Source organism: Methylibium rhizosphaerae (assembly GCF_006386545.1).
GTDB lineage: Bacteria > Pseudomonadota > Gammaproteobacteria > Burkholderiales > Burkholderiaceae_C > Pseudorivibacter > Pseudorivibacter rhizosphaerae.
Genome location: NZ_SWAR01000014.1, coordinates 17,133 through 41,159, shown reverse-complemented (window position 1 = coordinate 41,159; position 24,027 = coordinate 17,133). Strand labels below are relative to the sequence as shown.

23 protein-coding genes and 1 tRNA gene are annotated in these 24,027 nt (G+C 69.2%); 12 read left to right on the top strand and 12 right to left on the bottom strand.

Going from position 1 to position 24,027, the window contains the following annotated elements:
• Positions 1-60: 60 nt before the first annotated feature.
• The 4 genes from E8D38_RS12240 to E8D38_RS12225 are packed head-to-tail and all read left to right on the top strand — an operon-like array spanning position 61 to position 2,086.
• Positions 61-423, top strand: a complete 363-nt coding sequence (locus E8D38_RS12240; protein ID WP_140630283.1) for an ArsR/SmtB family transcription factor — start codon at positions 61-63, stop codon at positions 421-423.
• Positions 424-434: 11 nt separating this feature from the next.
• Entirely contained in the window at positions 435-686 is a 252-nt protein-coding gene (locus E8D38_RS12235; RefSeq protein ID WP_140630279.1) for a DUF1653 domain-containing protein, read from the top strand.
• Between the two features lie 39 nt (positions 687-725).
• A complete protein-coding gene (locus E8D38_RS12230) occupies positions 726-1,226 on the top strand; it encodes a PaaI family thioesterase (protein ID WP_140630275.1) in 501 nt (166 codons plus the stop codon).
• Positions 1,223-2,086, top strand: coding sequence for an RNA polymerase sigma factor (locus E8D38_RS12225; RefSeq protein WP_140630271.1), 864 nt, complete (start codon positions 1,223-1,225; stop codon positions 2,084-2,086). Before E8D38_RS12230 ends, E8D38_RS12225 begins: the two co-directional genes overlap by 4 nt.
• A gap of 1 nt (position 2,087) precedes the next feature.
• On the opposite strand, the gene E8D38_RS12220 is transcribed toward E8D38_RS12225, so the two are convergent.
• Complete coding sequence (locus E8D38_RS12220) at positions 2,088-3,230, bottom strand: iron-containing alcohol dehydrogenase (protein ID WP_140630268.1); 1,143 nt, start codon at positions 3,228-3,230, stop codon at positions 2,088-2,090.
• 130 nt (positions 3,231-3,360) lie between these two features.
• Here E8D38_RS12220 and E8D38_RS12215 point away from each other — a divergent pair, with 130 nt between their 5' ends.
• Both E8D38_RS12215 and E8D38_RS12210 read left to right on the top strand, forming a co-directional pair.
• Positions 3,361-4,314 (top strand): alpha/beta hydrolase, encoded by a 954-nt coding sequence (locus tag E8D38_RS12215; RefSeq protein ID WP_246099451.1) that lies wholly within the window; start codon positions 3,361-3,363, stop codon positions 4,312-4,314.
• Positions 4,311-5,168 carry a YbgC/FadM family acyl-CoA thioesterase gene (locus E8D38_RS12210; RefSeq protein WP_140630265.1) on the top strand — a complete coding sequence of 286 codons (858 nt, stop codon included), beginning with the start codon at positions 4,311-4,313 and terminating at the stop codon, positions 5,166-5,168. The genes E8D38_RS12215 and E8D38_RS12210 overlap by 4 nt, the downstream gene beginning before the upstream one ends.
• A gap of 2 nt (positions 5,169-5,170) precedes the next feature.
• On the opposite strand, the gene E8D38_RS12205 is transcribed toward E8D38_RS12210, so the two are convergent.
• The 4 genes from E8D38_RS12205 to ompR all read right to left on the bottom strand — a co-directional run bounded on the left by E8D38_RS12205 (position 5,171) and on the right by ompR (position 10,075).
• On the bottom strand, positions 5,171-6,352 hold the full coding sequence (locus tag E8D38_RS12205; protein ID WP_140630259.1) for a trans-sulfuration enzyme family protein: 1,182 nt from the start codon (positions 6,350-6,352) through the stop codon (positions 5,171-5,173).
• Positions 6,349-7,734: a pyridoxal-phosphate dependent enzyme gene (locus E8D38_RS12200; protein WP_140630256.1), complete on the bottom strand. Its 1,386-nt coding sequence runs from the start codon at positions 7,732-7,734 to the stop codon at positions 6,349-6,351. Before E8D38_RS12200 ends, E8D38_RS12205 begins: the two co-directional genes overlap by 4 nt.
• A gap of 90 nt (positions 7,735-7,824) precedes the next feature.
• Entirely contained in the window at positions 7,825-9,153 is a 1,329-nt protein-coding gene (locus E8D38_RS12195; protein WP_140630520.1) for a sensor histidine kinase, read from the bottom strand.
• A 181-nt stretch (positions 9,154-9,334) separates the two neighbouring features.
• On the bottom strand, positions 9,335-10,075 hold the full coding sequence (ompR, locus tag E8D38_RS12190; RefSeq protein ID WP_140630253.1) for an osmolarity response regulator transcription factor OmpR: 741 nt from the start codon (positions 10,073-10,075) through the stop codon (positions 9,335-9,337).
• Between the two features lie 234 nt (positions 10,076-10,309).
• On the opposite strand from ompR, the gene E8D38_RS12185 reads away from it, so the two are divergent.
• The 3 genes from E8D38_RS12185 to E8D38_RS12175 are packed head-to-tail and all read left to right on the top strand — an operon-like array spanning position 10,310 to position 13,807.
• On the top strand, positions 10,310-11,887 hold the full coding sequence (locus E8D38_RS12185) for a DUF1800 domain-containing protein (RefSeq protein WP_140630250.1): 1,578 nt from the start codon (positions 10,310-10,312) through the stop codon (positions 11,885-11,887).
• An 11-nt stretch (positions 11,888-11,898) separates the two neighbouring features.
• Positions 11,899-13,077 carry a DUF1501 domain-containing protein gene (locus E8D38_RS12180; RefSeq protein ID WP_140630246.1) on the top strand — a complete coding sequence of 393 codons (1,179 nt, stop codon included), beginning with the start codon at positions 11,899-11,901 and terminating at the stop codon, positions 13,075-13,077.
• A gap of 22 nt (positions 13,078-13,099) precedes the next feature.
• On the top strand, positions 13,100-13,807 hold the full coding sequence (locus E8D38_RS12175; protein ID WP_140630243.1) for an SIMPL domain-containing protein: 708 nt from the start codon (positions 13,100-13,102) through the stop codon (positions 13,805-13,807).
• 57 nt (positions 13,808-13,864) lie between these two features.
• Here E8D38_RS12175 and E8D38_RS12170 read toward each other — a convergent pair whose 3' ends face one another.
• The gene (locus E8D38_RS12170; RefSeq protein WP_140630240.1) at positions 13,865-14,635 is read right to left on the bottom strand and encodes a 3-hydroxybutyrate dehydrogenase; all 771 of its coding nucleotides are present in this window, start codon (positions 14,633-14,635) and stop codon (positions 13,865-13,867) included.
• Positions 14,636-14,704: 69 nt separating this feature from the next.
• Here E8D38_RS12170 and E8D38_RS12165 point away from each other — a divergent pair, with 69 nt between their 5' ends.
• The 3 genes from E8D38_RS12165 (at position 14,705) to E8D38_RS12155 (ending at position 17,966) form a co-directional block, all read left to right on the top strand.
• Positions 14,705-15,568, top strand: coding sequence for an alpha/beta fold hydrolase (locus tag E8D38_RS12165; protein ID WP_140630233.1), 864 nt, complete (start codon positions 14,705-14,707; stop codon positions 15,566-15,568).
• Positions 15,565-17,844 carry a RelA/SpoT family protein gene (locus E8D38_RS12160; protein WP_140630229.1) on the top strand — a complete coding sequence of 760 codons (2,280 nt, stop codon included), beginning with the start codon at positions 15,565-15,567 and terminating at the stop codon, positions 17,842-17,844. The genes E8D38_RS12165 and E8D38_RS12160 overlap by 4 nt, the downstream gene beginning before the upstream one ends.
• A 45-nt stretch (positions 17,845-17,889) precedes the next feature.
• Positions 17,890-17,966 (top strand) — tRNA-Val (locus E8D38_RS12155).
• A gap of 216 nt (positions 17,967-18,182) precedes the next feature.
• Here the strand turns inward: E8D38_RS12155 and E8D38_RS12150 are convergent.
• The 6 genes from E8D38_RS12150 to E8D38_RS12125 all read right to left on the bottom strand — a co-directional run bounded on the left by E8D38_RS12150 (position 18,183) and on the right by E8D38_RS12125 (position 24,010).
• Entirely contained in the window at positions 18,183-19,121 is a 939-nt protein-coding gene (locus tag E8D38_RS12150) for a hypothetical protein (protein ID WP_140630224.1), read from the bottom strand.
• Between the two features lie 3 nt (positions 19,122-19,124).
• Positions 19,125-19,862, bottom strand: coding sequence for an ATP-binding cassette domain-containing protein (locus E8D38_RS12145; protein ID WP_181179092.1), 738 nt, complete (start codon positions 19,860-19,862; stop codon positions 19,125-19,127).
• Between the two features lie 186 nt (positions 19,863-20,048).
• Entirely contained in the window at positions 20,049-20,660 is a 612-nt protein-coding gene (locus tag E8D38_RS12140) for a hypothetical protein (RefSeq protein ID WP_140630216.1), read from the bottom strand.
• Positions 20,657-21,217, bottom strand: coding sequence for an RNA polymerase sigma factor (locus tag E8D38_RS12135; protein WP_140630213.1), 561 nt, complete (start codon positions 21,215-21,217; stop codon positions 20,657-20,659). The genes E8D38_RS12140 and E8D38_RS12135 overlap by 4 nt, the downstream gene beginning before the upstream one ends.
• Before the next feature lie 172 nt (positions 21,218-21,389).
• Positions 21,390-22,679 carry a metallopeptidase TldD-related protein gene (locus tag E8D38_RS12130; protein ID WP_140630210.1) on the bottom strand — a complete coding sequence of 430 codons (1,290 nt, stop codon included), beginning with the start codon at positions 22,677-22,679 and terminating at the stop codon, positions 21,390-21,392.
• Positions 22,679-24,010 carry a TldD/PmbA family protein gene (locus tag E8D38_RS12125; RefSeq protein WP_181179090.1) on the bottom strand — a complete coding sequence of 444 codons (1,332 nt, stop codon included), beginning with the start codon at positions 24,008-24,010 and terminating at the stop codon, positions 22,679-22,681. Before E8D38_RS12125 ends, E8D38_RS12130 begins: the two co-directional genes overlap by 1 nt.
• Between the last annotated feature and the right edge of the window lie 17 nt (positions 24,011-24,027).

Genomic DNA, 24,027 nt, shown 5'->3' with positions numbered 1-24,027 from the left:
ACAAGAGGGCGGCCCGGTTCATGCATCATGGAGGCCTCGTCACCCCAGCCGTGTCTTCTCATGCAAGGTCTGTCCGCCGAGGCGCTGGAGCAGGTCGCGACCTACTTTCAGGCGCTGTCCGAGCCCACCCGTTTGCGCATCCTCAATTTCCTGCGCGAGGGGGAGCGCAACGTGGGCGAACTGGCCGAGCTGTGCGGCTACACGGCGGCCAACGTGTCGCGCCACCTGGCGATGCTCACCAAGCAGGGGCTGGTCGCACGCGAAAGCCGGGGCACCAGCGTGTACTACCGCATCGCCGACGAATCCGTCTACCAGCTGTGCGACCTGGTGTGCGGCAACATCGCCCGCCGCTTCGAGCGCGCGACGAGGGACCGGCAGGCCTTCATGCGCACCGCCCAGGCGTCGGCGCGCAAGCGCACATGAAAGGGGCCGGCATGCCGCATGTCGACACGCTGGCGCCGCTGCCGGCGCTCGATCCCGGGCGCTACCGGCACTACAAGGGCGGCCTCTACGAGGTGTATGGCGTGGCCCGCCACAGCGAAACCCACGAGGCGCTGGTCGTCTACCGGCCGCTGTACGGCGAGGGCGCCCTGTGGGTGCGGCCCTTCTCGATGTTCGTCGAGACGGTGGTGATCGACGGTGTGGCGCAGCCGCGGTTCGCGCTCCAGTCACAAACCGGGTCCTGACACCGTCAAAGGCAGTTCCAACCTCGCGAAGGAACTGCCATGACGACCGAACCTGCCCCGATCCGCCTTGCCGATGCCGCCCGCGTGGCCGCCGGCGCGGCATTCGACTTCACCGACCTGTTCGCCGCCACGCGCCAGGTCATCGCCATCAGCCCGTTTGCCCGCTGGATGGGCACCGAGGTGGCCGACGTGGCGCCCGGCCGCGTGGTGCTGCGCGTGCCGCTGCGCCCGGAACACCGCCAGCACCATGGCTCGGCGCACGGTTCGGTGCTGGGCTACATGGCCGACACCGCCTGCTCCTGGGCGGCCGCCACCGTGGTGGGCGACGTGGTGACCTCCGAGTTCAAGATCCACCTGCTGGCGCCGGCGCGCGGCAGCAGCCTCGAAGCGGTGGGAGAGGTGGTGCGCGTGGGCCGACGGCAGGTGGTGGCCCGGGCGGACGTCTACGCGTTCGCTGCGCCAGGCGAACGCGAACATGTCGCCACCGCGCTTGCCACGATCGCGGTGCTGGGGCAGCCTGCGCATGGAGCCGACGCATGAAGGGCAATGAAGAGCAATTGCTGCAGGAAGTCGATGCCGCCCTGGCCGGCAGCGAGGCGGCGCTGCGGCGGGTGGTGGAGGCGGTGCAGCACGACGTCTTTCGCCTCGCGCTGCGTTTGCTCGGCCATTTCGCCGATGCGCAGGACGCCACTCAGGAGATCCTCATCCGGGTGGTCACCTCGCTGGCCACCTTCGAGCGGCGCAGCACCTTGCGCACCTGGGTCTACAGCATTGCGACGAACCACCTGCGCGATGCGGCCCGGAAGCGGCGCTCGCAGGCGGCCGCGAGCCTGGACGACATGACCCGCCAGCTCGATGCCGGCCTGGCCGTCACGCGGCAGCACCCGCTGCCGGCAGCCGACTGCGCCGACCCGACGCTGCGGCTGGAGGCCCGCGAGGTGGGGCTGCGCTGCACCCAGGGCATGCTGATGTGCCTGGACGTGGAGCATCGCCTGGCGCTCGTGCTGGGCGAGATCTTCGCGCTCGACACGGCGCAGGGCGCCGAAGTGCTGGGCATCAGCCCGGCGGCCTACCGGCAGCGGCTGTCGCGCGGCCGGCGCCGGCTCGAAGCTTTCCTGCGCGGGCGGTGCGGGCTGGCGGACGCGAGCGCCGAATGTTCATGCGAGCGCCAGGCGGCCGCCTTGCGTGTGCAGCGGGGCGGGCGGCCCCTGCGCATCGAGTTCTGCGCCGGCGGCGACGACGTTGCCGGCGAGCCGCTGCAACAGGCTCACGGCGAGCTGAAGCTGCTGTGGCGGCTGGCCGCAGTGATGCGCAGCGCGCCGCAGTGGCAGGCGCCGCAGGCGGTGACCGAGCGGCTGCGCGAGGTGATCGCGGCCAGCACGCTGCTGGGCCGGCAGTAGCTCACGCCTGCATCGACGCTTCGAGCATCTGCCGGTAGTCGTCTGCCGAGGCCAGCCGCGGGTTGGTTTTGTGGCAGTGGTCGAGCAGGGCGTGTTCGATGATGCGGTCGAACAGGCCGCGCTCCACGCCCATGGCCGAGAGGCCGGCCGGCAGGCCGAGGCTGGCGTTCCGCTCGCGAATGGCATCGGGAATGTCACCGGCAGACGCAAGGCCCATCGCATGCGCCATGCGCTCGAGCCGACGCTCGGCCTGCACGCTGGCGGCCCCGGCGTTGAAGCGCACCACGGCCGGCAGGAACACCGCATTCAAGGTGCCGTGGTGCAGCCTCGGGTTGATGCCGCCCAGGCTGTGGCTGAGCGAATGCACGCAGCCCAGGCCCTTCTGGAAGGCCATGGCGCCTTGCATCGACGCGCTCATCATCTGCCGCCGTGCGTCGCGGTCGCTGCCGTTGCGCGTGGCCTTCTCGATGTGCGCCCAGCCGCGTTCCAGGCCGTCGAGCGCAATGCCGTCGGCCGGCGGGTTGAAGGCGGCCGACATGAAGGTCTCCATGCAGTGGGCGATGGCGTCCATGCCGGTGGCCGCGGTGAGCAGCGGAGGCAGCCCCAGCGTGAGCTCGGGGTCGCAGACGGCCAGCTTGGGCACGAGGTGCCACGAGTGGAAGCCGAGCTTGCGCCCGTCGTCGACGATCACGATGGCGCCGCGCGCCACCTCGCTGCCGGTGCCGGCGGTGGTGGGCACCGCGATGAGCGGCGCGGCCGCCGCGGTGATCTTCGGCGAGCCGCCTTCGATGGTGGCGTAGGTGGTGAGCGGCCCCGGGTGCGTGGCCATGATGGCCAGCCCCTTGGCCAGGTCGATGCTGGAGCCGCCGCCCACGGCCACGAGGCCGTCGCAACGGTTCGCGGTCCATGCCTCATGGGCGGCGCGTACGGCGGCTTCGGTCGGGTTCGACGGCGTCTGGTCGAACACGGCGTACGGCAGCCCGGCCAGTGCGTCGAGCGCGTGGGCCAGCACGCCGGCGGCGCGCACGCCGGCATCGGTGACGACCAGCGGGCGGGTGATGCCCAGGCGCTCGCAATGCGAAGCCAGCGCCTTGACGGCGCCGAACTCGAACTCGATCTGCGTGACGTAGAAGATGCTGGCCATGGCTGCCTCGGGGAATGCCTGCTGCGAGTATCCTCGCGGGAAAAATCATCAACCATGAGGGCTCACCATGAAGCAGCCTGTCGTGTCGGCGACAGCGCACCGGGGGCCCCGCGCAGAAGCTCTCCCGAGGATGAAATCGACGTCGACTGCGGAGCACTTGCTGACCCCGCGCATGCGCGAAGTGCTCGAACGCATCCGCCGAGCCAAGGTGCCGGCCTATCACACGCTCAGCCCCAAGGAAGCCCGCTGGGCCTACAACTCGGCCGCCGAGATCCTCGACCTGCCGCGTGTGCCGCTGGCCCGGGTGCAGGACCTCGACATTCCGGGCGCCGGCAACGCGCCCTTGCGTGCCCGGCTGTATGCGCAAAGCCATGAGCGGCTGCCGGTGCTGCTGTACCTGCACGGCGGCGGCTTCACCATCGGCGGCATCGAGACGCACGACAGCCTGTGCAGGCAGCTGGCGCAGCGCAGCGGCGCGGCGGTGGTGTCGCTGGCCTACCGCCTGGCGCCTGAGCACCGCTTCCCGACGGCGGTGGACGACAGCTTCGCGGCCCTGCAGTGGCTGGCCTCCCAGGCAGGCGAACTCGGCCTCGACGGCAGCCGCCTGGCGGTGGGCGGCGACAGCGCCGGCGGCACGCTGTCGGCGGTGTGTGCGCTGATGGCCCGCGATGCGGGTGTCGAGCTCGCATTGCAGCTGCTCGTCACGCCCGGCACCACCGCACGGCAGGACACGCCCTCGCACACCACCTTCGCCCGCGGCTTCCTGCTCGAGGCCGAGGGCATCGACTGGTTCTTCAGGCACTACATCGACGATGCACAGCGCGACGACTGGCGGTTCGCGCCGCTGAACGCCGCCGACGTGGACGGCGTGGCACCGGCCTGGGTGGGGCTTGCCGAATGCGACCCGCTGGTGGACGAAGGCGTGGCCTATGCCGACAAGCTGCGGCTGGCCGGGGTGCCGGTGCAGCTGGAGCTGTGGCGCGGCATGACGCACGACTTCATCAAGATGGGCCGGGCCATCCCGCAGGCGCTGGAGGCGCAGGCTTCGGCCGCACAAGCATTGAAAGAAAGACTGTTCCCATGAAACGCAGCGACTTCCGCTTCATGCACCGACTGCGCGTGCGCTGGGCCGAGGTGGACGCCCAGAAGATCGTCTTCAACCCGCAGTACCTGATGTACTTCGACACCGCCACGTCGGACTACTGGCGTGCGATGGCGTTTCCGTATCCGCAGGCCTTCGAACACTTCGGCGGCGACCTGTTCGTGCGCAAGGCTTCGGTGGAATACCACGCGTCGGCGCACTACGACGACGTGCTCGACGTGGGCATCCGCTGCGCGCGCATCGGCAACTCGTCCATCGTGTTCTCCAGCGGCATCTTCCGCCAGGACGAACTGCTGGTGAACTGCGAAGTGGTCTACGTGTTCGCCGACCCGGCCACCAGGACCTCGAAGACCGTGCCGCCCGACTTCCGCCAGGTGCTGCAGGACTTCGAGGCCGGCAAGCCGATGGTGGAAGTGCGTGTGGGCCGCTGGGCCGAACTGGGCGAACACGCTCGCGCGATCCGCACCGAGGTGTTCGTGCAGGAGCAGAACATCCCGGCCGACATGGAATGGGACGAGGCCGACCACAACTGCCTGCATGCGGTGGCCTACAACCGCTACGGCCTGCCGCTGGCCACCGGCCGGCTGCTGGAGCACGTGCCCGGCGTCGCCAAGATCGGCCGCATGGCGGTGCGCCAGCCGATGCGCGGCAGCCGCGTGGGCCGTGCGGTGCTCGACGCGCTGATGAAGGCCGCCAAGGAGCGTGGCGACCGCGAAGCGGTGCTGCATGCGCAGACCTCGGCGGCCGCCTTCTACAGCCGGGCCGGCTTCGTGGAGCGCGGGCCGGAGTTCGACGAGGCCGGCATCGCGCACGTGGAGATGGTCAAGGTGCTGTGAAATCACACGGCCTGCAGCGCCTGCTGCAGGTCGCGCCGCAGGTCCTCCACGTCTTCCACGCCCACCGACAGCCGCACCAGCCCGTCGCCGATGCCCAGCTTCGCCCGCTGCTCGGGCGGGATGGTCGCGTGGGTCATGATGGCCGGATGCTCGATCAGGCTTTCGACGCCGCCCAGGCTTTCGGCCAGGGTGAAGACCTCGCAGCGTTCGAGGAAGCGGCGCGCGCCGGCCAGGTCGGTGGCCAGGTCGATGGAGATCATGCCGCCGAAGCCGGTGCGCATCTGCCGGCGCGCCAGCTCGTGTTGCGGGTGCGAGGGCAGGCCGGGGTAGCTGACCCGCGCCACCTTCGGCTGCCTTTCGAGCCATTGCGCCAGCTCCAGCGCATTGCTGCAGTGCCGCTCCATGCGCAGCGCGAGCGTCTTCACGCCGCGCAGCGCCAGGAAGCTGTCGAAGGGGCTGGCGATTGCGCCCACCGCGTTCTGCAGGAAGCCCAGGCGCTCGAGCCATTCGGCCTGGCGCGGCTGCCCGCCCACGACGGCCACGCCGCCGATGACGTCCGAGTGGCCGTTGAGGTACTTGGTCGTCGAATGCACCACGATGTCGAAGCCCAGCTCCAGCGGCCGCTGCACCCAGGGGCTCGCGAAGGTGTTGTCGGCCACGGCGATGAGGCCGCGTTCGCGCGCCACGCGGGCCACGGCTTCGAGGTCGGTCAGCTTGAGCAGCGGGTTGCTCGGCGTCTCGACCCAGAGCACCCGCGTTTCGGGGCGGATGGCGTCTGCCAGCGCCCGGGGGTCGGACAGGTCCACGAAGCTGAAGCTGTGACCGGCGCTGCGCCGGCGCACCCGCTCGAACAGACGGTAGGTGCCGCCGTAGAGGTCGTCGCTGGCGACGATGTGCGCGCCGTGGTCCACCAGTTCGAGCACGGTGGCGATGGCTGCGAGCCCGGAGGCAAAGGCAAACGCGCCGGCACCGGCTTCGAGATCGGCCACGCAGCGCTCGAAGGCCCAGCGCGTGGGGTTGTGCGAGCGGCCGTAGTCCAGCCCCTTGTGCACGCCGGGGCTCTGCTGCACGTAGGTGGAGGTGGCATAGATGGGCGGCATGACCGCGCCGGTGGACGGATCCGGCGACTGGCCGGCATGGATGACGCGGGTGGCAAAGGCGCGGGGGGAGGTGTCCTGGGTCATGAGGCGGTCCGTTGTCTACGCAGGTGGTTGAGCAGGTCGAAGCGGGTGATGAGGCCGTGGAATCCTTGTGCGTCGGCAATGATGGCCACCAAGCCCCGGTCGAGCACCGAGCGCAGCGCCCGCAGGCTGTCGCCGGGCGCCAGGGTCTCGAGCGAGGTGGTCATCGCTTCGGCCACCGGGTCGGTGTAGTGCGCGGGGTCGGCCTGCAGCTTGAAGAGCAGGTCGGACTCGTCGACCACACCCACCAGCCTGTCGGCATCGTCGAGCACCGGCAGCTGCGACACGTCGGCCAGCCGCATGCGCTGGAAGGCGGTGAGCAGGGTGTCCTGCGGCCCGACGCTCACCACCGCGCCTTCGTTGCGCCGCCGGCCGACGAGATCGCGCAGGTCGCCGTATTCGCGCCGGTGCAGCAGGCCCTCGTCGATCATCCAGGCGTCGTTGTAGACCTTCGACAGATAGCGCGTCCCGGTGTCGCAGACGAAGGTGACGACCCTCAGCGGCCGGGTCTGCTCGCGGCAGAAGCGCAGGGCCGCGGCCAGCAGCGTGCCGGTGGACGAACCGCCCAGGATGCCCTCGGCCCGCAGCAGCTCGCGAGCGGTGTTGAGGCTTTCCTCGTCGCTGATGCTGTAGGCGTGCCTGATGCCCGACAGGTCGGCGATCGGCGGTATGAAGTCCTCGCCGATGCCTTCGACCACCCACGAGCCCGCTTCGCCGTGCGTGCCGGTCAGCACCTGGTCGCGCAGGATGGAGCCCACCGGGTCGGCCAGCACGAACTCGAGCCGGGGCTGCACGCCGCGAAAGTAGCGCGTGAGGCCGGTGAGGGTGCCCGAGGAGCCGATGCCCACCACGATGGCGTCGAGCTCGTGGCCGGCCTGCTGCCAGATCTCGGGGCCGGTGGTGCGCTCGTGGGCCAGCGGGTTGTTCGGGTTGTTGAACTGGTCGGCGTAGAAGGCGCCGGGGATCTCCCTCGCCAGGCGCGCGGCGTAGTCCTGGTAGTAGGCGGGGTGGCCCTTGCCGACGTCGGATCGCGTGGTGTGCACCTCGGCGCCCAGCGCCTTCAGGTGCAGCACCTTCTCGTTCGACATCTTGTCAGGCACCACCAGCACCACGCGGTAGCCCTTGGCCCGCGCCACCAGCGCGAGGCCGAGGCCGGTGTTGCCGGCAGTCGCCTCGATCACCGTGCCGCCGGGCCGGAGCTTTCCTTCGCGCTCGGCGGCCTCGATCATCGCCAGCCCGATGCGGTCCTTGATGGAGCCGCCCGGGTTCTGCGATTCGAGCTTGAGGAAGAGGGTGCAGGGGCCTGTGTCGAGGCGGGTGACCTGCAGCAGCGGTGTGTTGCCGATGAGGTCGAGTACGGCAGGTCGCTTGGGTGACGACGGCATGTCGGGTCTCCTTTTGGGAGAGCAGAGCATAGGCCGCGGGCTTACTCGCGACGCGAGTAAGTTCATGCGGTGACGGGTGATGGCGGCCCGTCAGGGCGCCTTCTTGAGGCGGATGTGCGCGACGAGCCCGCCGTCGGGCGCGTTGTTGATCTCGAAGGTGCCGCCCATGCGCTGGATCGCCTTCTCGACGATGGCCAGGCCCAGGCCGGCGCCGGTGGCTGCGGTACGGGCCGCGTCACCGCGGAAGAAGGGCGTGGTGAGCTGGGCCAGCTTTTCCTGCGCCACGCCCGGCCCGTGGTCGCGCACGCTGATGATCACCCACGGCCCGGTTCTGGCATAGCTCACCTGCACCCGAGCCCAGCCGGTTTCGGTGGTGCGGCCGTAGCGGCGCGCGTTCTCGAACAGGTTGGCCAGCACGCGGCCGAGTTCGGTGTCGTCGGCCATCACATGGGTGTCGATGGGCAGGCGCACCTCGATGCGGATCTGGCTCGGGTCGCGGAAGGCGGCGGCTTCGCGTTCCACCAGCGGGGCCAGGTGCACCGGCACCAGCTTCACCTCGCCAGGCCGCGCGTAGTCCATGAACTTGTCGATGATGGCGTCGAGCTGGTCGATGTCGGCCGCCATGTTGCGCTTGGCTTCGTCGTCGACCACGCTCATCTCGGTTTCGAGGCGCAGGCGCGCCAGCGGCGTGCGCAGGTCGTGCGAGATGCCGGCGAGCATCACGGCGCGGTCTTCTTCCACCTTGGCGAGTTCGCGGGCCATGCGGTTGAAGCCCTGGTTCACCTCGCGGATCTCGCGGGTCATCATGGTCTCGTCGAGCCGCGAGTCGAACTCGCCTTCGCGGATGCGGCTGGCGGCGAACGACAGCTGCTGCAGCGGCCGGTTGATGAGGCCGGCGATCGCCGCCGAGCCGAGCACCGTGGCGAAGAGGGCGATGCCCACCCAGACGAAATAGGTCGAGCCCTGCACCGGCTGCACACGGGTGCGTTCGGCCTGCAGCCAGTACTGGTCGTTCTCGATCACGAAGCCGACCCACAACCCCGGTTCGCCGTTGACCGAGCTCGCGACCACCGTGTTGGGCCCCAGGCGCGATCGCAGCTCCTGGCTGATGGCGCGGGTGAGGCGGTCGACCTCGAAGGGCTCGTACTTGTCCTTGGGTTCGCGCGGCAGCAGCTTCATCGACTCCTGGTCGGAGATCGCCTTCACCACCGTGACGCGGTTGATCACGTCGGCGTACTTGAGCGCATTGCGCGACAGGTTCACGAGGCTGGCGATCTGCTGCGCGGCCTGCACTGCGCGCGGTTCGAACTCCAGCGCCCGGAAGGTCTGCACCCAGGCGAAGATGCCCCAGCCCAGCAGCAGCGAGAGCAGGATGAAGGTGCGCCAGAACAGGCTGAGCGCGATGCCGCGGCGCGGCAGCAGCCGGGGAAGCTTGAAGCGCTTGCGGGGTCGCGAGGCGTGCGAAGAAGAGGACGAGGACGACCGCTCACGCACCTTGTCGCGTCGCGGCCTGCCTTGGGCTGGCGCGCGAGGCTGCATCGGTTGCGTGTCGGCTGCGTTGTCCCCCTTGCTGGCCAAGCGTCCCCCTCTGTCCGGATCCTCAGGCCGTGCCGTCCGGCACGAACACGTAGCCTACGCCCCACACCGTCTGGATGTAGCGCGGCTGGGACGGATCGGGTTCGATCATCTTGCGCAGGCGGGAGATCTGCACGTCCAGGCTGCGGTCGAACGGCTCGAATTCGCGGCCGCGGGCCAGCTGGGCCAGCTTGTCGCGCGACAGCGGCTGGCGCGGGTGACGCACCAGGGCCTTGAGCATGGAGAACTCGCCGGTGGTGAGCGCGATCGGCTCGCCTTCCTTGCTGAGGCGGCGCAGCGCAAGGTCGAACTCGAACGGCCCGAAGGTGACGGTCTGCGGCTCCTTGGCCGGCGCGCCCGGTGCCTCCAGGGCGGGGCGGCGACGCAGCACGGCATGGATGCGGGCCAGCAGCTCGCGCGGGTTGAAGGGCTTGGGCAGGTAGTCGTCGGCACCGACTTCGAGGCCCACGATGCGGTCGACGTCCTCGACCTTGGCGGTCAGCATGATGATCGGGGTGGAGTCGCTGGCGGCGCGCAGGCGGCGGCAGATGGACAGGCCGTCTTCGCCGGGCAGCATGAGGTCCAGCACGATGAGATCCACGGTCTCGCGCGTCAGGAGGCGGTTCAGCGCCTTGGCATCCTCGGCCAGCAGCACCTCGAACCCTTCCTGCGTGAGATAGCGACGCAGCAGGTCCCGGATGCGGGCGTCGTCATCGACGACCACGATGCGGTCGGCGCGTTGATTTGGATTGGTCGGCGGGGTCATAAAGCACCTCCATATTTGTAACAGCCGCGCATTGTGAGCGGCATCACTGCACAAAACCGGTCCCCCTGACCAGCTGTTACAAATCTTGCCCCTCGGCGCTCTTGGCTGCAAGTCCCTGGCTTGAAGTCGTCTTTACCTTGGTTTACGCGCGACCGAGGACGGCGGTGTCGGCGGCATTGCGACAGTGGTCGTTGTTTCGTCCAAACAAGAGAAACCGAGAGAGGCAAGAGATCCATGAAGCAGATCCACAGGCATGTCCTGGCCGCGGCGGCCTTGGTGCTGGCAGGCGCGGGCGGCGCGTGGGCCGCGCTGCCGCAGCGGCTCGACGAAGCCGACGCGCGGCACCTGCTCAGCCGTACCGGCTTCACGCCGTCGCCTGCCGAGCTGCGGGCCTGGGTGGGCCAGACCCCCGCACAGGCCGTCGACCGGCTGCTGGCCGATGCGCAGCAGGCCCGCCTGCTGGTCGAGCCCCCGGCATTCACCCGAGAACCCATCGAGCCGCCGCTCAACCGCCTGGACGACCCCGCGCAACGCAAGGCCGCGCTGGAGCGGGTGGTCGAGCAGTCGCTGGAGCTGCGCACCTGGTGGCTCGAGCAGATGCTCGCCACGCCCACGCCGCTGGCCGAGCGCATGACGCTGTTCTGGCACAACCATTTCTCGACCTCGGTGCAGAAGGTGCGCCAGCCGCAAGGCATGTGGCGGCAGCACGAACTGCTGCGCCGTCAGGCGCTGGGCAGTTTTCGCGAGCTGCTGCATGGCATCGCGCGCGACCCGGCGATGCTGATCTACCTCGACGGCGCCGGCAACAGGGTGCAGGCGCCCAACGAGAACTTCGCCCGCGAGGTGATGGAGCTGTTCACCCTGGGCGAGGGGCACTACACCGAGGCTGACGTGAAGGAGGCCGCGCGGGCCTTTTCGGGCTGGACGGTGGACCGCGTGCAATGGCAGGCCCGCCTGCGGCCGCGGCTGCACGACGCCGGCAGCAAGACGGTGCTGGGCCGCAGCGGCCGCTTCGGCGCCGATGAGGTGCTGGACCTGCTGCTCGAGCAGCCGCAGGCCGCGCGGTTCATCAGCGGCAAGCTGTGGCGCGAGTTCGTGTCGCCCGAGCCGCGCAATGCAGCCGAAAAGGCGGAGCTCGAACGCGTGGCCGAGCGCCTGCGCACGGGCGACTGGCAGATGGCCCCGGCGCTGCGCGAGCTGCTGCTGAGCGAGGCGTTCTGGGCGCCGGAGAACCGCGCGGTGCTGATCAAGTCGCCGGTGGAGCTGGCGGTGGGCAGCCTGCGGCAGTTCGAGATGCAGCTTGCCGATGCGCTGCCGGTTTCGCTGGTGACCGCCAGGCTGGGTCAGGGCCTGTTCGCGCCGCCCAACGTGAAGGGCTGGCCCGGCTACACGGCCTGGATCGACAGCACCACGCTGCTGGAGCGCAAGCGCTTCACCGAGCGGCTGTTCCGCGCGGTCGAGATGACGCCGGCCGCAGACGGCATGGCGACGGGCCGGCGGGGCGAGATGCGGGAGATGCGCGACAGCCTGGCCGGCGCCGCGCCGCGCGAGCGCAAGGCGGCACGGGCCCAGCTGCGCGAGCTTCAACGCGGCGGCGGTGGAAAGGTCAACCCGTTCGGCTTCGTGTTCGATGCCGACGGCTGGTTGCGAGGCTTCGGTGCATGGCCCGACCGCGAACCGGATGCCGCTGCCAAGGCCCGCATCGAGTCGGCGGTGCTGGCGGCACCACCGGTGAATGCGGTGCCGGCCGGCACCGTGGGCCTTGCCTACCTGCGGGTCCTGACCCTGGACCCCGCCTACCAGCTCAAGTGAAAGACACCGTCATGACGCATCCCAACCGACGCGACTTCGTTTCGCTGGCGCTGGCCGGCCTGGCCCTGCCGGGCGCCTGGGCGCAAGGCCAGCAGCGCGCCGCCGGGGCAGCCGACCGCGTGCTGGTGCTGGTGGAGCTCAAGGGCGGCAACGACGGCCTGAACACCGTGGTGCCGTATGCCGACCCGCTGTATGCGCAGCTTCGGCCCACCATCGGCATCAAGCCGGGCGAGGTGCTGCCGCTCGACGAACGGCTGGGCCTGCACCCGTCGCTGCAGCCGCTGCTGCCGCTGTGGGAGCGCAAGGAGCTGGCAGTGCTGCTGGGCCTCGGCTATCCGCAGCCCAACCTGTCGCACTTTCGATCGATCGAGATCTGGGAGACCGGCTCGCGATCGAACGAATACCTCGACGAGGGGTGGGTGGCGCGGGCCATGGCGTCGGGCCTGCGCGAAAGCAGCCGCTTCACCACCGAGGGCGTGGCGGTGGGCAACGCCGGGCTCGGCGCGCTGGCCGGTGCACGTGCCGTGGCGCTGACGCAGCCCGAGGCGTTCATCAGCCAGTCCCGCCTGGCGAGGCCGGCGGCCAGCAGCGGCAACGCGGCGCTGCGCCATGTGCTGCGCGTGGAAGGCGACGTGCTGCAGGCGGCCGAAGGCCTGCGCGGCTCGGCCGCGGCCCCGCTGTCCACCGAGTTCCCGAACCACGGCTTCGGTCAGGCGGTGAAGGCGGTGTGCCACATCGTCGCCGGGCAGAAAGGCAAGGGCGGCGTGCCGGTGTTCCATGTGTCGATCGGCAGCTTCGACACCCACCAGGGCCAGCCCGGCACCCATGCCAGCCTGCTGAAGCAACTCGCCGAAGGCCTCGCCGCGCTGCGCGCCGGGCTCATCGAGTCGGGCGCCTGGGACCGCACCCTGGTGCTGAGCTATTCGGAGTTCGGCCGCCGCGCGCGGCAGAACCAGAGCAACGGCACCGACCATGGCACCGCGGCGGCGCACTTTGCGCTGGGTGGTGCGGTGCGCGGCGGCCTGCATGGCCGCCAGCCATCGCTCGACACGCTGGACGACACCGGCAACCTGGTGCACACGACCGATTTCCGTCAGGTGTACGGCACCGTGGCGGCCCGCTGGTGGGGCATCAGCCCGGAGCCGGTGGTCAAGGGCCGCTTCGATACCATCGACTTCCTCAAAACCTAATGCCCCCTCAGGAGAGACGCTGATGCATCTGCTACGACATACCGCTCTCGCAAGCGTGATGTTCCTGGCCTGCGGCCTGGCCGCGGCCCAAAGCTACCCGCCGCCGCAGAACGTGGTGGCACTCAGCTCGAGCGCCGAGCTCGAGGTCACCAAGGACCTGCTGACGGTGACGCTCAACGCCACCCGCGACGGGGCCGAAGCAGCCGGCGTGCAGGCTGCCTTGAAGCAGGTGCTCGATGCCGCACTGAACGAAGCGAAGAAGTCCGCGCTGCCCGGCGCGATGGAGGTGCGCACCGGCAACTTCTCGCTGTATCCGCGTTATTCACGCGACGGCCGCATCTCGGGCTGGCAGGGCAATGCCGAGCTGGTGCTCGAGGGCAAGGACACGCAGCGCGTGGCCCAGACCGCCGGCAAGCTGCAAGGCATGAACATCACCAACGTGGGCTACAGCCTGTCGCGCGAGCTGCGCGAGAAGCATGAGGCCGCGGTCACCGCCGAGGCGATCAAGAAGTACCAGGCCAAGGCAGCCGACGTCGCCCGGCAGTTCGGCTTCAGCGGCTACACGCTGCGCGAGGTGGCGGTGCAGGCGAGCGAACCCGGCTTCACCCCGATGCCGCGGATGATGAGCATGGCCAAGGGTGCGGCCGAGGCGGCCGACGCGGCGCTGCCGGTGGAGCCCGGCAAGGGCACCATCACGGTGAACGTCAACGGCACCGTAGCGTTGCGGTAGAGCACCCGAATCGGGCGAGCAGGCCGGCCGGCGTACTCGCCGGCCGAGGGACCTGCATCACTGGGCGGCCCAGCCGCCGTCCATGTTCCAGGCGACCCCCCGCACGTTGTCGGCAGCGGCCGAGCACAGGAACACCGCCAGCTCGCCCAGCTGCTCGGGGGTGGTGAACTGCAGCGACGGCTGCTTCTCGCCGAGCAGGTCGTTCTTGGCCTTGTCGACCGAGATGCCTTCGCGCCCGGCGCGGTCGTCGATCTGCTTCTGCACCAGCGGCGTGAGCACCCAGCCGGGGCAGATGGCATTCACGGTGACGCCGGTGGTCGCGGTTTCCAGGGCCACCGCCTTGGTGAAGCCGACGATGCCGTGCTTCGAAGCCACGTAGGCCGACTTCTGCGCCGAAGCGACCAGGCCGTGGGTGGAGGCGACGTTGATCACGCGGCCCCAGTTCTTCGCCTTCATGCCGGGGATCGCGAGCCGCGTCGTGTGGAAGGCCGAGCTCAGGTTGATGGCGATGATGGCGTCCCACTTCTCGGCAGGAAACTCCTCCACCGGCGCCACGTGCTGGATGCCGGCGTTGTTGACGAGGACGTCCACCCCGCCGAACTCCCTGGCTGCGTAGTCCATCATCGCCGCGATGTCGGCAGGCTTGCTCATGTCGGCGCCGTGGTAGCCCACCTTCACGCCCAGCGCGGCCACCTGCGCCTTCGGCGCTTCGACGTCGCCGAATCCGTTGAGCACGATGTTGGCGCCCTGGCGCGCCAGCGCGAGCGCGATGCCCAGGCCAATGCCGCTCGTGGAGCCGGTGACGAGCGCGGTCTTTGCTTTCAGCATGTCGATATCCTCCGAAGGGGTGCAGGGGCTTGGTTACGATCGAACCATTTTGACCCGGGACCTTGAAAAATGACTGAACCGCGACTGCAGCACGTGCAATGCCTGGACCCGCAGGGGCTGCATCGCATGGCCTACTGGGAATGGGGCGACCCGGCCAACCCGCGCGTGCTGGTGTGCGTGCATGGCCTGTCGCGACAGGGGCGCGACTTCGACACGCTGGCGCAGGCGCTGTGCCAGCACTACCGGGTGGTGTGCCCCGACGTCGTGGGCCGCGGCCAGTCCGGCTGGCTGGCCGACCCGAGCGGCTACCAGATCCCCACCTACGTGGCCGACATGGTGACGCTGCTGGCACGGCTGAACGCGCAGCAGCTCGACTGGGTGGGCACCTCGATGGGCGGGCTCATCGGCCTGGGGCTCGCCTCGCTGCCCGACACGCCGGTGCGCCGGCTGGTGCTCAACGACGTGGGACCGGCGATCCAGTACGACTCGCTGCTGCGCATCGGCGGCTACCTGGGCATGCCCAGGCGATATGCGAGCCTGGAAGAGGCGGCCGACTACCTCTGGAGCATCTCGCAGGGCTTCGGCCCGCACACGCGCGAGCAGTGGCTCGCGCTGACCCGGCCGCAGCTCAAGCCGGACGGCGACGGCTTCGTCGGCCACTACGACCCGCGCATCGCGCTGCCGTTCAAGGCAGTGACGCCTCAGCTGGCCGCGGCGGGCGAGGCCCTGCTGTGGCAGCGCTATGACGCGGTGCGCTGCGAGACCCTGCTGATCCGCGGAGGGCAGTCCGACCTGCTGTCGCACGAGACGGCGGTGGCCATGACGCAACGCGGGCCACGGGCGAGGCTGGTCGAGCTTGACGGCGTGGGTCATGCGCCGACCCTGGTCGCCGACGACCAGGTGGCGATCGTGAAGGACTTTCTGCTGGCATGAAGACGAGTCTGGCGGACGTCGCCGCGCAGGCGGCGCCCATCGTTCAACTGGCGGGCGATGCATCGCCCGGCCAGGCCCTGGCCACCGAGGAAGCCATGCTGGCAAAGGCGCGGGCCTTCGCGGAGCCGCTGCTCACCGGCCAGCGTTTCGGCACCGGGGAGGATGCCCTGCATCACGCCGATGGCGTGGCAGCCATCCTGAAGAACATCGGCGCGGCGCCTTCCATGCGGGCTGCGGCCTACCTCGTGTACGCGGCCGAGTACCTCAACAAGCCCGAGGAGGTGGTGGCCAAGGCCTACGGCGAGAGCTATGCGAGCCTGGTGGCTCACACCCGCAAGCTGGTGCAGATCCAGCGCAGCGCGCGCGACGCGCTGGCCGATGAAGCCGCCGAACGCGACACGCAGATGAGCGCCGAGCAGCTCGAGCGCGTGCGCAAGATGCTGCTGGCCTTTTCGCGCGACCTGCGCGTGGTGCTCATGCGCCTGGCCTCGCGGCTGCAGACGCTGCGCTACTACGCGGTGTCGAAGCATCCTTGCCCGGGCGTGCTGGCGCGCGAGTCGCTGCAGGTCTTTGCGCCGCTGGCCAACCGCCTGGGCATCTGGCAGATCAAGTGGGAGATCGAGGACCTCGCCTTCCGATTCCTGCAGCCGGACGACTACAAGGCCATCGCCAGGCTGCTCGACGAAACCCGCGTGGAGCGCGAGAAAAACATCGAGCAGGCGCGGGCGAAGCTCGAGGCCGAGCTCCGGCGCGTGGGCATCCAGGCCGAGGTGCAGGGGCGACCGAAGCACCTGTACAGCATCTGGAAAAAGATGCAGGGCAAGAGCCTGTCGATCGAGCGCGTGTTCGACGTGCGTGCACTGCGGGTCATCGTGAACAGCGTGGCCGACTGCTATGCCGCCCTCGGCCGGGTGCACGAGCTGTGGCGTTCGCTGCCCGACGAGTTCGACGACTACATCGCGCGACCCAAGGCGAACGGCTACCAGTCGCTGCACACCGTCGTGCTGGGTTCTTCCGGCCGGCCGGTGGAGATCCAGATCCGCACGCGCGAGATGCACGAACACGCCGAGAGCGGTGTCGCGGCGCACTGGGCCTACAAGGAGGCCGGCGCGCGCGGCTACAGCGGCGTGGTCGCCGCCGGCGACTTCGAGGAGCAGGTGGCGCAGGCCCGCAAGGCCGTGCTGCGCCAGCTGCTCGCCTGGGAGCGCGACCTCGCCACCGCCGACGACGGCAAGCATCAGGGCCGCGCGGCGGGCGAAGGGCTGTTCGACGACCGCATCTACGTCTTCACGCCCCAGGGCGCCATCATCGACCTGCCGGCCGGTGCCACGCCGGTGGACTTTGCCTACACCCTGCACACCGACCTGGGCCATCGCTGCCGCGGCGCCAAGGTCGACGGGGCCATGGTGCCGCTCAACACCCCGCTGCAAAGCGGGCAGACGGTCGAGGTGACCGCGCTGAAGGAGGGCGGTCCTTCGCTCGACTGGCTGAACCCGGAGCTCGGCTACCTGCAGAGCACCCGGTCGAAGGCCAAGGTGCGTGCCTGGTTCAACGCGCTGGCGCAGCAGCAGACCATCGCGCGCGGCCGCGAGGCGGTCGAAAAGCTGCTGCAGCGCGAGGGGCGGACGGCCATCAAGCTGGAAGACCTGGCGAACCAGCTCGGCTTTCGCAATGCCGACGCCTTGTTCGAGGTGGTGGGCAAGGATGAGTATTCGCTCAAGAACATCGAGCACCTGCTGAAGCCCGCGGAACCGGCGCCCGACCCCGACGAGGCGCTGGCCCAGAAGCTCTCGCGCGGCGAGTCCAGCAGCAGCACGCCCAAGGGCGGCGTGCTGGTGGTGGGCGTCGAGTCGCTGCTGACCACGCTGGCGCGCTGCTGCAAACCGGCGCCGCCCGATGCCATCGGCGGCTACGTGACCCGAGGCAAGGGCGTGGCGATTCACCGCGCCGACTGCTCCAACTTCCGGCAGATGGCCGGCCGCCAGCCCGAGCGGGTGATCGCGGTGGAGTGGGGCGCCGCTGCCGGCACCCGCGACAAGCCGGCGGTCTACCCGGTGGACGTGGCGGTGGAGGCGGCCGACCGGCAAGGCCTGCTGCGCGACATCTCCGAAGTGTTCGCGAAGGAAAAGATGAACGTGATCGGCGTCAATACGCAGACACTCAAGGGCACGGCGTGGATGACCTTCACGGTCGAGGTGACCGACTCGGCCCGCCTGGCCTCGGTGCTGGGGGTGGCAAGGCAGGTGAGCGGCGTGCGCAGCGCACGTCGCAAGTAGCCGAAAGAGCAGCGCCAAAAACCTGTGCTACAGTCGCGGTTTTCCAGGCGCGTAGCTCAGCTGGTTAGAGCACCACCTTGACATGGTGGGGGTCGTTGGTTCGAGTCCAATCGCGCCTACCAAATTCGGTAGAAGGATCAAGCACTTGGCGGCGACGCTAGGTGCTTTTTTCTTGGTGGTACGGAAAAAGTACGGAAAAGCAGGGGCGACGCCACCGCGTGTATTGGCAACCGAGTCGGCCAGTGCCTGTATCGACCTGGGACTGCACTGAACGGGCGACGGCCGATACACCGTTCCGGCTTGGTTACGACGACGCCCACGCCATGCTTGGCAAGAAGCTAGTCAACACCCGTAACTGGGCTACCACGTCTTCCAAACGCTGAGGCATTGAAGCCTGGGATCGACCGGGGCCCTCCATGCCTGCGCCCCCGATGTGCGACGAGCAACGCATAGCAGGCGGCGCTCACCAGAAGGCCCAGCCCCAGCATGCTCCAAGGCTGCCTTTCGAGGCCGAGCCATGTCTCCCCGGCTACCTGCTGCGGCGTGATCCACCACGTGGCCAGGTCGCCGCTTCCCGCCTCGATCAAACCTGCGTCGGTGATGCGCGACTGCGCCTGCATGAGCAACCGGCCAAGAAACTTCGTCACAGGGCTGGTCTGCTCCCTGAGCCCGCCACCGAGCACGTGAGCGACGGCCAAGCCCGCGGCAAGAAGGGGCAGCCCCCAGCGCTTGAGCCACGCACTGGCCACCATGGCGACCAGCACCACGGGCATCAGCCACAGGATGCCCAACAGCAGGCTCACCGCCATGCGGGCGAAGAGCGCCGCGTTGGCGGCGCTCGCCTGCAGCCAGGCGACGTCCAGCAAGGCCTGCGGACCATGCTTGACCAGCACGAGGATCGGGCCGATGCCCGTGCCGCAGAGGAAGGCCGTGCCAAGCGCGGCCAGTGGCAACAGGAACAGGTGCATCAGCAGCGTCGCGCCAACGCTTGCCCAGTGGCCCACAGGCAAGGTCATCCAGAACTCGATCGACCGGTCGTTTTCATCCCGCCTTGCCAGTCCGAGCGCCTGCACCGGCACGGCCAGCCAGAAGATCATCGCCGTCAGCGTGATCGCCCCCGACGTACCCATCAGGACGAGGCTGTCCGGCTGCACGGTCCAGGGACGTAGCAATTCGAGGACGACTGCCAGTACCGGTCCGCTGAGGGTCAACCACAGCCAACCTGTCCTGTACTGCATCCACTCGCGCAGAAGCAATGCCTGGAAACGGGTGTGCATGGCTCATCCTCCCAAGGGCAGAACTTCGGGTGAGCGGGTGAGCGCGGCAAACAACTCTGCCAGTGTCGGGCGCTTGCGTGTTGTGCCGCTGGCATGCGGCTCCTGAGACAGCGGGGTGCTGAGCGTGACGTGGCCCTCGTTGAGGATCACCACGTCTGTGGCCACCGGCTCGATCTGCTCCAGTTCGTGGGTCGCCACGACGACACTGCGCCGGCCGTCGCACCACTCGCCGGCCAGCATGGCATAGAACGCCTGGCGCGACGGCATGTCGAGTCCCAGGGTCGGCTCGTCCAGGAGCATGAGCCTGGCATCTACGGCAGCGACGAGCGCGAGGTGCACCTGTGCCACCATCCCCTTCGAGAGCCGATCCACTGGCTGCGAGAGGCCGACGCTGGTGCGGCGCAACAGCTCTCGTGCGCGCTCGGCCGAGAAACGCGGTTGCAGGCCCGTCATCAGCGCAATCAGCTGCTCCACCCGTGCCCAGCGCGGCAGGATGGCCACGTCCGAGATGTAGCAAAGCGATTCCAGCAGCCGCACGCGCTGCCGGTGCGGATGCAACCCCAGCACCTGCAAGTTGCCCTCCACCGGCAGCAGGCCCACGAGGGCCTTGAGCAGCGAGGTCTTGCCCGCACCGTTGTGGCCGACCAGCCCCACGATGCGCCCGGGCGCGACGGCGAGGTCGATCCGCTCCAGTGCCGTCTTGTGTCCGTGCCGCACGCTCAGGCCGCGGGCCTCGATCAAGAGATCCATGACTTTCTCCCTGTCATCTGTTGAAGGTTCGACTCTAGAAAGGGCGGCTCGTGGGAGCACCATAGGAGTGACGAACCGCCGTGCCGACAGCATGGCCTGCCTGTGAGGAGGACGAATTGCAGGCCGTGTGTTAGTGTCGGTTCGGTCCTTGCTCGCGCGAAATCGGTACCGACCATGTCAGCGGGCCTCCTCGTCCAGCCGGTCGATGCGTTGCTGTAGCTTGCGGGCGGCAATACGGTTGACGATGACGACTGCCACGAGTACGACGGCGATGGCCAGACTGGCCACGAGCCCTCGAACGAGTGATGCGTCCACGCGGAGCTCGGTCTCCACGCTCCACCGAATGACGACGAGGCCTGGCACCCAAGGACCGATGTACCAGAGGGCCACGGAGCGAAGTGCATCGCGCTGCCGCTCGAGCTGGTGGCGGTGGTAGTCGACCCAGGTGCGCTGGCCGCGATCCTCGGGCGTGGGCTGGGTCGAGGCCCGGGCGTGCAGCTGCCAAGCGACCACAAGCGCACCGGCAATGACGAGCACGCTGCCCGCTCGCATCAGCGGGTACGGGAACGCGACCAGCTGGAGCGCGAACACGAGCGCCACGCCGGCACAGGCGATGTACTCGATGCCGTTGCGCCAGGCGACGCGACGCCGGAAACGAACGGCGGCGCGGCGCAACTCGTCAACGGCGAACTCCGTCACCGGCGCCGCCTGCGAGCGCCACAAGCGCTTCAGGTCGTCCTCCGAATCGCGGGGATCGAGCGGGTCGAGGGGGTCATGGGGACGGTTCATCGCTGGGGCTCCCGGATGCGGAGTTGCTGGGTGAGTACGGCCTTGATGCGGTGCACCTTGGTCGCGACATTGCGCGCGGACAGGCCCGTGATTTCGCCGATGGCGGCGGCGTCGAGATCCTCGAGGTAGAGCAGCATCACCTCCCGGTCTGCCGGCTTGAGGCGGTGGATCAGCGCGAAGATGCGCTGCAGGTCGATACGGCGTTCCACGGATGCGATGCCAGCGTCATCGCTGACGACGGCTTCAGCCGCGGCATCGTCGAGGCCAAGGTAGCCGCGCTCGGCGACCTTGCGGTCGCGCTCGATGTGGGACGCGCCGACGTTGTGGGCAACCCGGTACACCCAGGTGCGCAGTGCGCATTGGCCGCGGAAGCCCGCGAAGCTTTGCCACAGCGCGACATGGACGTCCTGCAGCAGTTCCTGGCGCCGTGCCTCGTCGCGTTCATAGCCGGCAACGAAGCGGGCAATGTCGAGGCCGTACTGGCCTGCGGCGTCCCGGTACAGCACGTCCTGTCGGCTGAGCTCGCCGAGGCCGGAAGTCGAAGGGGTATCAAGCATGGTGGGCGCGGCTGTTGGGTTGCTTCTTCCCAGGTAGTCCTCGGCCGGCCCTGTTTCTTACAGGTGCCCGCGATTCGCCCCGCCGCGTAGTGACGCATGAAGCACGTGCGACCGACGTTCAGATCCTCACTCGACTGACCCCGTGGGTGTCGCGGATCGATTCACCGGCAGTTCAGATGAAGTGCAGCCCGCCGATGCGCAACCACGGCAGGCACCAGGCGGCGGTGTCGATGCGTTCCCGGCTGATGCCCTGCACGTCCTGCAGCATGCGGGCGATGTTGCCGCTGATCATGGTCTCGCGCAGCGCGGGCCCGACGCTGCCGCCTTCGATCAGGAAGCTGTTCTTGATGACGCCGGAGAAGTCGCCATTTGGCGCTGGGTCGCCCATCGACAGGCCGCCAACCAGCGCGCCCTGGCGCACGCCGCCCACCAGCTCGGCCAGCGCTGAATGGCCGGCCGGCACTTCCCAGCCCTCGGCGGCTACCGGCACGTGTGCCAGGCCGGTCTTGCGGCTGGCGTAGAGACTGGGCGTCAGGCACGTCAACTGGCCGGCGCGCAGCAACTCCATCGGCGCGGCCACGCAGCCGTCGGCCGACATGGCGCTGTTGCCCGGCCCGTCGAAGCGGCTGCGCAAGGACAACAACGGGGACGCGATGGCGTGGCCCACGCGTTCGCGGTACAGCGAGCTGCCGGCGATCAGCTGCATGTCGGCCACCTGGCTCAGCAGCCAGCTGAAGAGGCTGGCGGCGGCCAGCGGCGTCAGCACCACGTCGCCGACGAACCTGGCCGCCAGCGGCTGAGTGTGCACCTGGCGCACGGTGTCACGCAGGACAAGGTCCATGCCGGCATGACGTTCGATGGACTGGGATTCCAGCTCGGCCGCACGGCCCTGGGTGTAGTTGAAGGAGCTGGTCCGCTTACCTTCCTTCGCCGTGCCCATCATCGCCAGTTGGTAGCAGCCGATGCGGCGGCCGATGGCGCTGCCGCTGCTGCTGAGCAGCCGCGCATCCAGCCGCTGGTGGGCGATCGACGCCTCCTCCAGCATGACCGTCGGCACCTCGCGCGCGCGGAAGGCGAGCAGCTCCGCCACCTTGTCGGCGATCAGCGCCTGGTCCGCCTCGAGCGGGCCGTGCGCCATCTCGGCCACCTGTCCGGCGCAGATCGTGTTGGCTTCGTCCTGGGGAGCGGCCAGCGCGTCGACATGCAGCGCGCTGACGGCGGCGGCGATGGCGTCGTTGCCCAGGTCGGTCAGTTCGGTGGTGGCCATGCGGCCGTCGACGAGGCCGGCCAGCGCCAGCTTCTCGACCACGGTGCTGCGCAGCAGGCTGGGCTCGTTGTGGGCGACGTTCAACTCGGTCGTGGCCTGCACGCTGGCCTCGGCACGCGAGGCATCGAAGCCGGCGGCCCTCATGCGTTCGAGCGCCTGCTCGGCGCGGTCCTGTAGAAGCTCCTGCGCCGTCATCACTGCCCCCCCAGGTGGGCGCGCGCGCGCAGCGCCGGCCCGCCCATCGAGACAATCATCGTCTGCTTCTTGCCGCAGTAGCCGGCGCAGGTCCAGTGCATCTGGTCGGACACCGCATCCACGCTCTGCAGCACCTTGATCGCCGAGCCCGACACCGTCGTGTCGCGGATGGCGCGGCCGACGCGGCCGTTCCTGATTTCGTAGGCCAGCGTGATGCCGAACATGAATTCGGTCGTCGAGTCGGCCTGGCCGTTGGTGGTCTTCAGCAGCAGATAGCCCGAATCGACGCCGGCGATCATGTCCTCGTAGCGGTCGCGACCGGGCAGGATGGCGGTGTTGCGCATGCGCACCAGCGGCTCGTCATGCGGACCGAAGGCGCGCGCGTTGCCGCTGGGTTCGATGCCGAGGCGGGCCGCCGTCTCGCGGCTGCTCATGTAGCCCTTGAGGATGCCGCGCTCTATCAGCACCGCGTCGCGCGCCGGCGTGCCTTCATCGTCCACGTAGACCGGCACCATCGCTTCCTGGCCGTCCACGCTGTGCGCGTAGTCGATCATCGTGACCAGCTCGCTGCCGACGCGCTGGCCGAGCAGATCGGCCGTCATTGCACCGCCCAGCACGATGTCCGCCTCGCAAGGGTGACCCATGGCCTCGTGCGCCAGGATGCCGGCCAGCGCCGGCGCCATCACTACGGTGTGCAGGCCGCCCTCGGCCGGCACCGCATGGCGCTTGGCCTGGACGTGCTCGTGCAGTTGCTCCAGTACCGGCGCCAGCGCTTCCACGCTCAAGTCCAAGTCGCCCAGGCCGCCCTTGACGGACAGCGGCTCGTCGATCTCCACCGGCGCGCCCTGCGCATCCTCGCCCACCATGAACAGGTGGCAGGTGGCACGCCGGATGGCGGACAGGGACTCGCCGCCCTCGCTGGTTGCCAGCTGCTTTGCATGCTCCTCCTCGCGGAGCAGGAAGCGGGTGGACTTCAGGGTCGGGTAACGGCGCTTGCAGTAGGCATGCAGCGCGGCGAGCTGTTCGGCGGCCTGGCCGGTGCTGATCGGCGGCTTGCCCTGGAAGCGATGCTCGCCACGGTAGCCGCCACCGGGCAGCGCATGGGCGCCACGGGTGCCGAAGCGCGCCATCGCCTGGGCGTTGAGGTGCGCCTGCTGTTGCAGCGCCGCGGCGTCACCCCGGGGAGCCGATGCGAAGCCCCAGTAGCCGTTGTGGTAGACGCGGCAGCTCAAGCCGCCCTCGCTCTGCCGCTGGTTCAGGACCAGGTTGCCATCCACCATCTGAAGCCGCGTCCTGCGCAGCTCGTGGTGACGGGTCTCGGTGTAGGTCATCGCAACTCCGAAACTGA